Source organism: Halioglobus sp. Uisw_031, from assembly GCF_047729875.1.
In the GTDB taxonomy this organism is placed as follows: domain Bacteria; phylum Pseudomonadota; class Gammaproteobacteria; order Pseudomonadales; family Halieaceae; genus Marimicrobium.
In genome coordinates this window covers 1568364-1580668 of sequence record NZ_CP159826.1, presented here as the reverse complement: position 1 = coordinate 1580668, position 12305 = coordinate 1568364, and the positions used below count along the sequence as shown (strand labels likewise).

11 protein-coding genes are annotated in these 12305 nt (G+C 53.1%); 3 read left to right on the top strand and 8 right to left on the bottom strand.

Translation table 11 applies throughout. The annotated features are described in order from the left end of the window. Position 1: 1 nt before the first annotated feature. The 5 genes from ABXT62_RS07220 to ABXT62_RS07200 all read right to left on the bottom strand — a co-directional run bounded on the left by ABXT62_RS07220 (position 2) and on the right by ABXT62_RS07200 (position 4898). Positions 2–1678 carry an autotransporter assembly complex protein TamA gene (locus ABXT62_RS07220; RefSeq protein WP_415357929.1) on the bottom strand — a complete coding sequence of 559 codons (1677 nt, stop codon included), beginning with the start codon at positions 1676–1678 and terminating at the stop codon, positions 2–4. A gap of 89 nt (positions 1679–1767) precedes the next feature. After that, a complete protein-coding gene (locus ABXT62_RS07215; RefSeq protein WP_415357928.1) occupies positions 1768–2334 on the bottom strand; it encodes a class I SAM-dependent methyltransferase in 567 nt (188 codons plus the stop codon). Between the two features lie 292 nt (positions 2335–2626). Further along, on the bottom strand, positions 2627–3811 hold the full coding sequence (locus tag ABXT62_RS07210) for an acetyl-CoA C-acyltransferase (RefSeq protein WP_415357927.1): 1185 nt from the start codon (positions 3809–3811) through the stop codon (positions 2627–2629). 69 nt (positions 3812–3880) lie between these two features. After that, a complete protein-coding gene (locus tag ABXT62_RS07205; RefSeq protein WP_415357926.1) occupies positions 3881–4138 on the bottom strand; it encodes a hypothetical protein in 258 nt (85 codons plus the stop codon). Positions 4139–4142: 4 nt separating this feature from the next. Beyond that, complete coding sequence (locus ABXT62_RS07200; protein WP_415357925.1) at positions 4143–4898, bottom strand: lysophospholipid acyltransferase family protein; 756 nt, start codon at positions 4896–4898, stop codon at positions 4143–4145. Positions 4899–5026: 128 nt separating this feature from the next. Between ABXT62_RS07200 and ABXT62_RS07195 the strand changes: the two genes are divergently transcribed. The 3 genes from ABXT62_RS07195 to ABXT62_RS07185 all read left to right on the top strand — a co-directional run bounded on the left by ABXT62_RS07195 (position 5027) and on the right by ABXT62_RS07185 (position 7794). Then, positions 5027–5989, top strand: coding sequence for an MBL fold metallo-hydrolase (locus ABXT62_RS07195; RefSeq protein WP_415357924.1), 963 nt, complete (start codon positions 5027–5029; stop codon positions 5987–5989). A gap of 165 nt (positions 5990–6154) precedes the next feature. Beyond that, positions 6155–6487 (top strand): hypothetical protein, encoded by a 333-nt coding sequence (locus tag ABXT62_RS07190; protein ID WP_415357923.1) that lies wholly within the window; start codon positions 6155–6157, stop codon positions 6485–6487. Positions 6488–6642: 155 nt separating this feature from the next. Then, on the top strand, positions 6643–7794 hold the full coding sequence (locus ABXT62_RS07185; RefSeq protein ID WP_415357922.1) for an epoxide hydrolase family protein: 1152 nt from the start codon (positions 6643–6645) through the stop codon (positions 7792–7794). A 6-nt stretch (positions 7795–7800) separates the two neighbouring features. On the opposite strand, the gene ABXT62_RS07180 is transcribed toward ABXT62_RS07185, so the two are convergent. From ABXT62_RS07180 to ABXT62_RS07170, 3 genes are all read right to left on the bottom strand, one after another. Beyond that, the gene (locus ABXT62_RS07180; protein WP_415357920.1) at positions 7801–9183 is read right to left on the bottom strand and encodes a hypothetical protein; all 1383 of its coding nucleotides are present in this window, start codon (positions 9181–9183) and stop codon (positions 7801–7803) included. Positions 9184–9403: 220 nt separating this feature from the next. Continuing rightward, a complete protein-coding gene (locus ABXT62_RS07175) occupies positions 9404–11113 on the bottom strand; it encodes an amidohydrolase (protein ID WP_415357919.1) in 1710 nt (569 codons plus the stop codon). Between the two features lie 63 nt (positions 11114–11176). After that, the gene (locus ABXT62_RS07170; RefSeq protein ID WP_415357918.1) at positions 11177–12304 is read right to left on the bottom strand and encodes an acyl-CoA dehydrogenase family protein; all 1128 of its coding nucleotides are present in this window, start codon (positions 12302–12304) and stop codon (positions 11177–11179) included. Position 12305 lies beyond the last annotated feature (1 nt).

The following is a 12305-nucleotide window of genomic DNA, read 5'->3' as shown; positions in this document are numbered from 1 at the left end:
TTCAAAATTCAGCCCCTATGGCAAACACCAGCCGCCAACTAGGATCATCTTCACTCACACTGTTGGCCAACTCAACTCGAACAGCCCCAACCGGAGTCACGTAGTGAACGCCGAAACCAGCGCCGACCTTGGCATCAAACTCTCCTCTATCAAAGGCATCGCCTGCATCAACAAAAAGTGCGCCACGCCAGGTGGCTGTAAAATAATACTGGTACTCGAGACTCCCTATGACTAATCGATCTCCACCCACGACAAGCGTCTTTGTTTCACCGTTTGGCTCTACTACCGTCAGTTCATCACCCAGCGATTGATAGGCATAACCGCGTATGCTCTGGCTGCCACCTGCGAAAAAAGCGAGCGACGGTGCAAGATCCCGCCTATCACCATTCGCTATTTTGACTCGCCCTAGGTCAAGCCGTGTGACCAAGCGGTTGCGCGGCACAGGAGTCATCACATATCGCAGTGCTGCGGTGACACGCAGTAGATCTAAATCAGAGCCCAATTGATCAGCAGTCGCCTCCACGGTGTACAGCTGGCTAAAGCCCCCTTCAGGATCTACGATGGATCCCCGATGGGTCCTGCGGGAAACAGAACCCCCAAACAACAGATAGTCGTTTGAGGCGCTATAACCCGCAATATCCCAAGATTCGTTGAGCTCGCGTAGTGAGTACCCATATATCCAATTGCGATTTTTCGTTTCTCGCTTTATACCCAGCTCATTTTGCCGACTATCAATATCGCCAAATTCGTTCTCTTCAACTCTCGCCCACAGCTGAACAACATCGGTCAGCGGATCCGAAACGGGTATGGAGTAAGTAAAACGGCCACTCGGGTTGATGGGAGAATATACCAGTCGTGTCTGTTGACTGTGACCGTGGCGATTGATTCTCGGCGTCCGCCACGTTAGCGACAGACGCTCCTCTGTGTCGGTGCTGTAACCCACTCCAACATCGAAACTATGCCGTTTCGCGCGCTGTAAGTTAACCATAATTGGGATCCGGTCGCCGAGAGAACGTTTACGCTGCGGCAGGACAATGACGCTGGAAAAATAGTTGGTTCTCTGTAGCCGTGACTGAAGCTCTTGCAGCCTAACCTGATCGAAATAGTCGCCCGGCTGAAACGTTAACATTGAATCGAACAGGTCACTGTCAATGAGAGTATTGTCGACAATGATTTCACCAAATCGTAGGCGGGGGCCACTCTCATACCACAGCATGACATCTGCGGTGCCGGCGTCAACCTCGATTTCTATCCTACTCGCTACAATTTCGCCGCGCAGATAGCCGCGTCGCTGCCCCAGTGATAGCACCTTTTTCCTAAAACTTTCGAACCGCCCATGATGAAGCACATCACCTGAGGAAAAACCGATATCGGAAGTGAGACGCGTAAAATTATCGTCGTTGGCGGCGGCGCCCAGTATTTGAATGTTGATATCGCGAACACGCACGGGCTCGCCAGCATTAACCACTATGCTTAGTCGCCACTTTGGCTCTGTACGCTGCAGATCAATCTCTATCTCTGGCTGGTAATAGCCCAAGGCCTGCAGAGCGCTCTCCACTTTGTCTCTGGCAGAGACTACAAAATTCCGCCGATTCTCATCTGACTCAGGTACAGCTCCTAAGTATGCCAGTACATTTTTCTTCTGCTCGCCCTGAATGCCCACAACTGACAATTTCAATGTTGTGGTGGCACCCGCCGCGGAAGACATCAGCAACAGAATTAATAAGCCGCATCCAAGCGCTGGACACCTCATAAAATAATATCGATCTAGGATGCGGAATTTATCGGCCTAGCGCTGCCCCAGAAGTTGTAACCCGCAATTCTGGGCGTACTAGGAAGGTAGTCCGCCTCCATATCAGACACCGCAAAGCCGCCTGCAATGAGCAGCTGCGGAATGTCGCGATTTAAATGGCAGCCACCGGCAAACCTTTTCCAGAGCGGATTGATTCGATTTTGCCATCGATAAACACTCTCATCAGGCGCCCTGCCGTGCTCGCAGAAGATAAGACGCCCCCCCGGTCGCAAAACCCTCGCCATACCGTACAAAGCCGTGACAGGGTCAGGAATCGTACACAGGGAAAAGGTGACGACTACCGTGTCAACAGAGTCGTCTTCGAGCGGGATAGTCTCTGAGGGCAACCCAATAAACTCAACGGGAAACGCAAGCTGCGCAGCGCGCTCGCCTGCCAAGTCCCAAGATTTTTCCGACGGGTCCAGGCCGATGACTCGCTTCACTTTACTGGCATCGTAATACGGCAGATTGAGCCCTGTTCCAATGCCAATTTCTAGCACGGTGCCAGACGCACGCGGTACCACTTTTTCGCGCTGCTTCATGATCGGTTTGGTTGCGCAAGCGCAGTTGATAAACCGTGGCATTACGTACCTATCGTAAAATCCCATTGTAAATTCTCCGGCTGAGACGAGGATTGATTGCACTGTAAGTGGTAGACAGAAATACCAGGAAAAATTGCCACTCAATACAACATACTTCCACTATTTTTTAACCGCATCCAGTTACACCCAGGCCGTACGTAATCATATCACTGCACATCAATCACCAACTAGCCGAGTGCTGAGCACCGCATGCGCAACCCTAAGGTTTAAAAATCACTGTCGCTTGTTCTGATCAGGAAACCTCTTCCACACGCTCGACAATCGTGGCATTGGCGGTCCCACCTCCCTCACAGATCGCAAGTAATCCGTAGCGCTTACCCGTGCGATGTAATTCATGTACGAGGGTCGTCATGAGTTTTGCGCCGGTCCCCCCCAGAGGATGGCCCAAAGCCTGAGCGCCACCGTTAACATTGAGCTTACTGATATCTGCGCCCAACGCCTTAACCCACGCTAAAGGCACGGAACCAAAGGCCTCATTCACTTCAAACAGGTCAATATCATCCACACTTAGATTGGCCTTCTCGAGCACCTTTTTGGTCGCTGGAATAGGGCCTTCCAACATGATAACTGGGTCCGAACCAATAACACTCATGGCTACGATTCGCGCAAGCGGCTTGAGGCCAAGTCGCTTGCAGGTAGCCCCGTTAGCGATCATGACCGCCGCTGCACCGTCACAAATCTGCGAAGCATTCGCGGCACTTAGCAGCCCATTTTCCTGCAGAGGCTGTAGGCCCGCAATCGCGCCAAGAGTGGCATCCATGCGAATACCCTCGTCCTGCTCATGCGACTCAGTGGTGCCGTCTTCCAACTCGATCTGAATTGCGACTATTTCGTCCTTGAATCGCCCTTCTAATACTGCGCGCTTTGCCTTTACATGACTGTCAAATGCGAACGCGTTCAGTTCATTCTGTGTCAGCTCATATTTGTGTGCCAGCATTTCTGCGCCAGCAAATTGATTGAATTGCACACCTGGATACCGCTCCGACATTTTTTTACCGTAGGGAAGCCCGTGTTCGGCCTTGTAGCCATCAATAATATTTGCGCCGATGGGCACCTGGCTCATGCTCTCTACACCGCCGGCGATAACCAGATCTTGGGTGCCTGACAACACGCCCTGTGCAGCGAAATGCATCGCCTGCTGCCCCGATCCACACTGTCGATCTACCGTCGTTCCCGGCACTACTTCGCCTAACACGGATGACAGGCAAATATTGCGTGCAATATTGCTGGATTGGGCACCCACCTGAGAAACACACCCAAAGATCAGGTCATCTATTTCAGATACAGCAACGCCGGTTTTCGCCACGAGGGCATCTACTACCTCCGCTCCGAGGTCTATCGGGTGGATCTTAGACAACCGCCCGTTTTTCTTACCACCGGCACTGCGTACCGCTCCTACGATATAGGCATCTGTCACCTTTCACACTCCATTATATTTAGCGTAACGTAAACTGACCCGCAGAATTGCTGCATCAGTGCATGACCATCAACTTTCGCCCTGTGCCGCCTTAAGCTCTTTCACATGGAGCACGCCGAACAAGAATACACTCAGAAGATTCACGCCGAGAGAGCCTCCTGCCGCTTTGCAAAGATTGAAAAAAACCACTGTCTCAATAATATGCACCACGGCAAGTATCCCAAGTACGCGCACGGCCCAAATACCCGCAGAAGTATCACCCTGCGTTATCGCCAGCCCTGCTAAAACGGCATACAGCACTACCATTACTATTTTTCCTACAGACATCTCTTTATCCTCTTAGTTGGTTTTTATACGCTTGCGGATCGAGACGGTGCATCTCCGATTCAATCCATCGCTCTACTTCGTCCATCAATTCTCCAGGCTCTCTCCCCTCAGCACACACAGGTGGGCCAATCGACACATCGATGGTCCCTGGTATGAGTGAAAAAGAGCGCCGCGGCCAGCAGCGCGCTGACGTAACCGCAATCGGCACGATATACGCTCCGGTGGCCACTGCCAACCGTGTCGCACCCGCTTTGTAGTTACCTTTTTTGCCCCGCTCACCGCGAGTCCCCTCGGGGAACATAATGATCCACTTACCGCGATCCATCAGCACTTCTCCCTGCGCCCTTACTTTAGCCCACGCATCAATGCGTTGCTTTCGGTCGATATGAATCATACCCAGTCGGCCCATCACCCAGCCAAAAATGGGGACGCGTAACAGTTCTTTTTTAAACACATAGGCTAGCGGGTGCGAGGTAAAACTTGCGAAAAAAAAGGTTTCCCAAGTCGACTGGTGCTTAGGGCAGAGAATAACGCGACGCATATCGTCAGCTGCGGGCAGATTGGACTCGCCATGCACGCGGTAATTAACCCGCCCAACCATGCGCGCCGCGCCGATAACGCCGCGCAGCCAGGGCGCTGCGAACCACCACCACAGCCTAATATCACTGAGAAAGAGCGAGCAAAAGACCAGCGTAAGCCCGACTGGGATAACAGTGATAACAATCCAAGTAAAGACAAGTACCGATCGAATGGCATTCATTGTCAGGGAACCACAATTTAACGGAAGTGCATTAAAACAGATTGTTGCCCCCGACGAAAACCCGACATGCCCTTTTTCCCTATAATAGCGTTAATATTGCGTTTTCGATCGTATTGGAATCAATCTCTATGCCTACTGAGCAACACCCCGGCCTGCACCCATTGGCGAAAGGAGCGTATGCCTGGTTAGCGCCAAGCGGAGGCTGGGGCTGGAGTAATGCGGGGCTGATCGTCGATGAAGAGGAGTCATTGCTGGTCGATACGCTGTACGACCTCGAACTGACGGGGGAAATGCTGCGTAAGATGCGCGCCGCTGAACCGGCGACACATTCGATTGGCACGCTCGTCAATACTCACGCTAATGGCGATCACTGTCACGGCAACGAACTGGTCACGGGTGCCAATATTATCGCATCAGCGGCCTCGGCCCTGGAAATGGGCGAGTTAACGCCTGAAGCGATGGCGGCCATTATGGAGAGCACACGGGAGCCTGGCCCATTAAGCGATTATTTTCAGCACTGCTTTGGTCAGTTTCGCTTTGATGGGATCCGCTTTACGCCACCAACGCACACCTTTAACGGTGAATTAGACCTTAAGATAGGCGACAAGCAGGTACATCTGTTAGAAGTTGGCCCGGCCCACACCCGAGGAGACGTGCTGGTGCATTCTCCATCCGACCGAGTGGTGTTTACCGGAGATATTCTATTTATTGATAGCACACCGCTCATGTGGGAGGGGCCGGCCGCAAACTGGATTAAGGCCTGCCTACTCATCGAAGCGATGGACGTAGACTTCATTGTACCGGGGCACGGACCCATCACTGACAAACACGGTGTAGCCAAGGTCCGGCGCTACCTGCAATATGTGCATGATCAGGCACGCATACGGTATGACGCTGGCATGAGCGCATTCGAGGCCGCCAAGGATATTGAGTTGACGGAATACTCTGCCTGGTCTGACCCGGAACGAATCGCGGTCAATGTGGACAGTCTGTATCGAGAATTTTCAGGAGACCAGGCGAAGACCAATATGCTTGAGTTAATGAGTCAAATGGCTGCTCTGGCCGGCTTTGACACCACCGATCGAACATAAGCCTAGTCCATTTTTTCGGCAACGCTACGCCACACTTCAACACACTTCACCACATTGAATGCTCCAGGCCGCCTGCAGATCGTTCTACCAAAGAACCTGTTATTCTCTAACGACACCGCTATACTAGTGGGCGAGCAAAACCGCGCCGTGCTGGCAACAGGATCATTGAAAAAACTAACAACAAAAGCAGACATCAGGGACGAACTGTTCGAGGAGACCCAACGCTTCCTCAAAGCCGGCGGCGCTGTTAATGAAATTGCTCAGGGCATTTCGGGCAAGAACCCGGGAGATCCAGCGGTATTCCTTAATCGCACGCTCTTCGCTGAGCCCAAAAGCCCCCGCACCCCTGTGCCAGAAGTCGTCGCGGCTATTGAAGCGCGTCGTATTCAAAAAATACGCCACAAGCCGCGATTCAAAAGTCGCACGCCATCCCGGCAACGCAAAATAATCTACGACGATTTCGGCGAACCTCTGCGCCGTATCTGGCAAGAAGAATAAATTTTCTCGGACTCAGCAACGTCACCGAAGTCTTCCCTCTACAACGCCACTATGGCAGCGCTTTTCGCTGAGAAAACTCCCCGATCTGTCCGAAATACTTGCATCGACGCAATCCAGTGGCTATTTTATCAGGCCAAACGAAAAGGAACCGACACGTGACTATCGATATCACTCCGTTCACAGTAGCTATCCCCTCCTCGGCACTAGAGGACCTTAAACAGCGCCTTGAACATGTGCGCTGGCCCGAGAAAGAGACCTGCGAAGACTGGAGTCAGGGTATTCCGCTGCAGTATACCCAAGAGCTGGCACAGTACTGGGCGACAGATTATGACTGGCGACGCTTTGAAAAAAAGCTGAATAGCTGGCCACAGTTTATGACCAGTATCGAGGGCATCGACATTCACTTTATTCACCAGAGAAGCCCGCATGAAGATGCCCTTCCCCTTATTATCTCCCATGGATGGCCCGGTTCAATTGTAGAGTTTCACAAAATCATCGACGCACTGGCGAACCCAACGGAACATGGCGGAAAAGCAGAAGACGCTTTCCATGTGGTAGCTCCGTGTTTACCCGGCTACGGATTTTCCGGCAAACCCACCAGCACAGGCACCTCTGTAGAAAAAATTGGCCAGATGTGGGGCCAACTGATGGGCCGACTGGGTTACACGCGTTATGTGGCACAAGGTGGTGACTGGGGCAGCATGGTCACCCAAAGCATGGGCATGACCGAGACTGAGCACTGTGCTGCCATTCACATCAACATGCCGATCGTCGCACCAGACCCAGACACGATGGACAACCTCACCGCACAGGAGCAGTCCGCACTGGTCGACATGGGCGCCTATATGGAACAAGGCTCTGGCTATTCCAAGCAACAATCAACCCGCCCCCAGACGCTGGGTTATGGTCTCGCTGACTCTCCCGTCGGGCAGATGGCGTGGGTGGTCGAGAAATTCTACATGTGGACCGACTGCGAAAAGGATGGCACGAAACACCCAGAAAATGTCCTGACAAAAGATGAATTGCTGGACAATGTCATGATGTATTGGCTAAACAATAGCGCTGCCAGTTCCGGACGTCTATATTGGGAGAGTTTCGAAAACGCTAATATGGACCCGATTAACATCCCTGTCGGGTGCTCTATCTTCCCCAAGGAGATTTTTCGCAGCAGCCGCCGCTGGGCAGAAAAGCGCTTTTCAAACCTCATTCACTGGAACGAACTGGAACGCGGCGGGCATTTCGCAGCCTTGGAACAGCCTGAGCTTTTCTTGCAAGAGATACGCAGCTGCTTTAGTGCACTGCGCTAAATAAGGCTAGTATCTGCCGCTTTCTTCGCTGGTAAGCAGGCTGTTGCTGAATGGCCGTGCGACAGGGTTTTCGGCTTCAGGTTGCGCCTGATCCTGCTCCGTATTCCTCAATGAAGCGCTGACAGCAGCTTCAACCTGTGGCTCTTCAACGTCCGCTAACGGTTGCGGAGGGACAGCTGAAACATCGTCCATATCAATCAGGGAATCAGCGCTTACAGCGCTAACCTCGACACGGTCACTATCGATGAAATTGTATTGTTGTCGTTCAGACCGTGCTGCTTCACTTTCCGAAAGAAACCCGGGATCTTGCGGCCCGCTGCTGCCGATAAACTCTAGGTTATGCAGGGCGGCATCGATATTTGCTAGAGACGGCGTTGCTGCGACGGTACGAGCCCAACTTAAAGGGGCGAGGTCAGGCGTATAGCTGGATTTAGCGTCATCACCATAATGGCTAGGCATAGCCTGCCCAGCCACGTTAGCGTTAGCGTTAGCGTTAGCGTCAGTTTCGCTGCGGGGCGTATTTGTCGCGACCAGAGTGGAGCGATTGATCTCTTCCGAGCCTGCGTCAGGCTGGCGCACCATCGCATTGTCATAAAAGGGATACGTCGCTGCATTTGCGCTAGCGACGGCCTGCTGAGGCATTTCGAATGTTTCTTCAGGTGGCTCATCAGCTTCAGGCTCTTCTATTTTTTGCTGTTCGCGCCTAGCCCTTTGTTTGAACATCTCGCTAGCGCAGACCGACCAGCGGCCAAAATGTGATGACTCTGCCGGATCAGGCATCCGGTGCTTGCGGAAACTCTGCATAGCCTGCAAAAATCGCTGCTGCACGGTCCGATAGTAATAAATATAATCTTCCGTCAGCAGCGGCACAACGTCTGCGCCTTCACGAATAATCAACATCTGTGGAGGCAGTTGACCCTGCAACACATGCAACAGCTCGGCCACAAAAGACAATCGAAAGCCCGAATTCAGACTGCTCTCAGCCTGCGTGTCGCAGGGAATATACAGAAAAGCCCCAAGGTCGGAATAGCCACTGGTTCGCATCAGAAAATGGGGTTTGGCTGACAACGTATCGACGGTCAGCTGCCCATTGACGATAAAGTCCGCGCCAGTGCGCATCGCTTCCAGGGTGGCAATGTTGCGATCAGGTTCCTGCAGTTCCGAGTCGATTACGACGACATTCCTACCCTCGACCCGCAGGGTTGCAACGAGGGTCGCTTGCGACGACTCCGTATCTTTTGACGCCGTAGTGTGTATGTCAGGCGGAATTCCGTGGCGGGGGTTCTCCAGAGTCAGCCGCTCCATCCAAGCGGCGAAGGGCGATTCCCTGAAAAGGACAATATCATCCGGGCTGTATATGACTGTGTTGCTTATACTATGTCGAATCATTTAAATACGACCTACTTTCCTTGAAAATCGCAAACAAAGCGTCAGCGAAATTTTCGCTAAGCGGTAGAGGTATTTATAGCCGAATAGCACGCATCTGTCCATGTAATCAGTCATTTAGTGCAGTTCTAGGCTGCTGTCATGGGCAATTCGAAGCAGACTCGCTCAACACGACTGGGCGCCTACCTGAGTGCAACTTACGCCGGCCATCAATGATGGACGGCTAGTATTTCTGGTAGACGGTCGCGCCACCAATTAGGGTGCGCTCCACAACAAGATCACGCATCCCCATGGCATCGTCCAGAGGACTCCCCGACAGCACAATAATATCCGCGTATTTTCCCGGTTCCAGCGAACCTCGGTTGTCTTCCTGAAATATCTGCCATGCGGCATCGATCGTCACCGCCCGCAATGCGTCCATCACACCGATTCGCTGCTCTGGCCCCAACACATCACCACCATAGGTGATGCGGTGCACCTGACTCCATACGGCTTGCAGCGGCGACATCGGCGTCACCGGCGTATCCAGATGAGAACTAAAGCGCACGCCATAATCCAGCGCCCACTGAGAGGGACTCATCACCGCGGCGCGCTCTGGCCCCATGAAAATATCCCGGTGACGATCTCCCCAATACCAGGTATGGGCGGTAAAAAAGCTCGGCGTAACACCCAGCTCGCGCATTCTGGCTATCTGATCTTGTCTGGCCATCTGAGCATGGATGAGGATCATGCGCGGGTCGTCGACAGGATGCGCGTCTTGCGCGGCCTCAAAGGCGTCTAAAATATCTTCAATCGATTGGTCACCGTTGCCGTGAATGGCCATTTGGTAGCCTGCCTTGTGTAGCCCCTTCACCTGCTCAAATAACTTTTCGCGCGGCACTGACGGATAGCCTCTATAGTTAGCATCTCCCTTGTAGGTCGTATAGTAGGGTGCGCTTAAATAACCAGTGAAGCCCTGTATGCTGCCGTCCGCGACAATCTTGACGGGGCCCATCATCAGTTTATCACCACTGTACTCTTCAGGGTTGTAATCCCCATTCAGCAGTGTTTCACCAAACTCCTCTGCAAGAGGGAATGCCACCAGTCGCTGTGGAATCACCCCCACCTTGCTGAACCAAGAAAGACCCGTCGCCAAGCGCGCACTGACCCCGCCAGATTGCGCGGTGGTCACACCCATCGCCGAATATTCGTTGGCCGCAGCCTTCATCAGACGATAGGTGTCAATAATGCTGATATCCTGCATCTGACTCATTACCGTCATTCTAGCCGTTTCTTCCAATAGGCCGTTAGGTTCTTGCGAGCCAGGCCGCCTTCCAATCACGCCACCTTCAGGGTTAGGCGTGGATGCGTTAATGCCAACCTGTTCGAGCGCCATGCTGTTGGCCACGAGCATATGCCCTGATATATGCATGGCCACCACCGGGTGCTCGATGGAAACTTCGTCCAGCTCCGCGCGAGTAGGATGGCGCTGTTCCGCCAATAACGTATCGTCATAGCCAAAGCCGCTGACCCATTCACCGGGTGCAGCCTTTTCAGCCTGCTCCTTCAGTGCCGCCATCACCTCCGCCATGGTCTCGATATTCCCAATGGGAGGGCTGTTCAGGTCCGCGGCGACAACCCGTAAACCTGAGCCCGGAAAATGACCGTGCGCGTCAATAAATCCTGGCAGCAGCGTGCGTCCGCGCAGATCGATAACTTCAGTCTCATTGCCCACCAGCGCCATTATTTCGTCAGTGGAGCCGACGGCCTCGATCAACTCGCCTTTGGTCGACAACGCTTCAGCCACTGTATTATTGGCATCCATGGTCAAGACGTTGCCATTAATAAACACCTGATGCGGTGGCGCCTGAGGAGTACGCAGGGCGATTTTCATCAACACCCCTACACCAAACACCAGCGCGAGCAGCACAGCGAAGACTGTTTTCCAATTCATAAAAAATCTACCGGTTTGATTAGGTTGTTTTACGACCGCGCAGGCACGCGGGAATGATCAGTTTCAAGCCGCCGTACCTATTAAAATGTTCGCCAGTTGTGCCCGGTGCCAGGCCGCATCTCCCCACAATAATTGACTGTGTTTCTGCCGCTTGAAATAAAGATGGATAAAGCACTCCCAGGTAAAGCCGATACCGCCGTGGTACTGCACCGAGCGACTAGAGGCAAAGGCCGCACATTCGCTGGCTGAGGCCTTGGCCATATGCGCAAACTCAGCAGCGCGTGGCGGCTGCATATCGAACGCACATGCAGCGTTGTACACCAGTGATTTGCACTGGTCTATCAGTATCATAACATCCACCAGTGGATGCTTTACCGCCTGAAAAAATCCTAGAGGGTGCTCAAACTGCTGACGTGTGCCGGCGTACTCAACTGTTGCCTGCAACTGCCACTCAGCTGCGCCAGTGATGTCTGCAGCCAGTAACGTCCAGATGGCGGGCATGGCCTGTGACAGCGCAGCCACGCCATTGTCTGATACTGCCTGCGCCTGCACATTCTCAAAACGGACATGTGCCTGATCGCGGGTGAGGTCCACGATGGCATCAGGCGCAATCGTGACGCCTGCGGCGTCCGTCGCCACCCAGTAAAGTGACAGTCCCTTTTCCGTTCGCGCACTGACGAGTAGACGATCGGCTTTGCGTGCATCCTGCACAAAGTAGGCCATACCGTTCAACTGCCCTTTCGTACTTTGCACATCCGTATCAGCCAAGTCCCAGGAACCCTGAGCATTGGTAATCGCAAGCGTTGCCGTCATTCCCTCAGCAATTTCAGTCAAGGCTGCTTCACCACCACTGTCGCAGGCGGACAAAACGTAGGTCGCGTTAAGAGACCCCAGCAGTGGACAGGGAAAGGCAGCCCTCCCCAACTCCTCTACCAACCCCGCTACAGCCACTAGCGGCATACCCAGTCCACCCGCAGATTCCGGTATTGCCAACGAGGTCCAGCCAAGTTCTACCATCTGCTGCCACAGATCGCGGTCCCAGACGCAGGCACTCATGCGTTCTGGATTATGATCCGAGGCCACCATACGGTGTAATTTATCCGTGGTAAAATTATCGGCAAAAAATTTACGGGCAGAATCCTTTAGCAGCCCAGCTTCTTCACCAAAACCAAAGTTGTCCGGTTGTGTCATG

What these genes read in the sequence shown, in the direction of transcription:
- ABXT62_RS07215 (WP_415357928.1), bottom strand. Translation starts at nt 2,334, where the DNA reads ATGAAGCAGCGCGAAAAAGTGGTACCGCGTGCGTCTGGCACCGTGCTA.
- ABXT62_RS07205 (WP_415357926.1), bottom strand. Translation starts at nt 4,138, where the DNA reads ATGTCTGTAGGAAAAATAGTAATGGTAGTGCTGTATGCCGTTTTAGCA.
- ABXT62_RS07200 (WP_415357925.1), bottom strand. Translation starts at nt 4,898, where the DNA reads ATGAATGCCATTCGATCGGTACTTGTCTTTACTTGGATTGTTATCACT.
- ABXT62_RS07195 (WP_415357924.1), top strand. Translation starts at nt 5,027, where the DNA reads ATGCCTACTGAGCAACACCCCGGCCTGCACCCATTGGCGAAAGGAGCG.
- ABXT62_RS07180 (WP_415357920.1), bottom strand. Translation starts at nt 9,183, where the DNA reads ATGATTCGACATAGTATAAGCAACACAGTCATATACAGCCCGGATGAT.
- ABXT62_RS07175 (WP_415357919.1), bottom strand. Translation starts at nt 11,113, where the DNA reads ATGAATTGGAAAACAGTCTTCGCTGTGCTGCTCGCGCTGGTGTTTGGT.
- ABXT62_RS07170 (WP_415357918.1), bottom strand. Translation starts at nt 12,304, where the DNA reads ATGACACAACCGGACAACTTTGGTTTTGGTGAAGAAGCTGGGCTGCTA.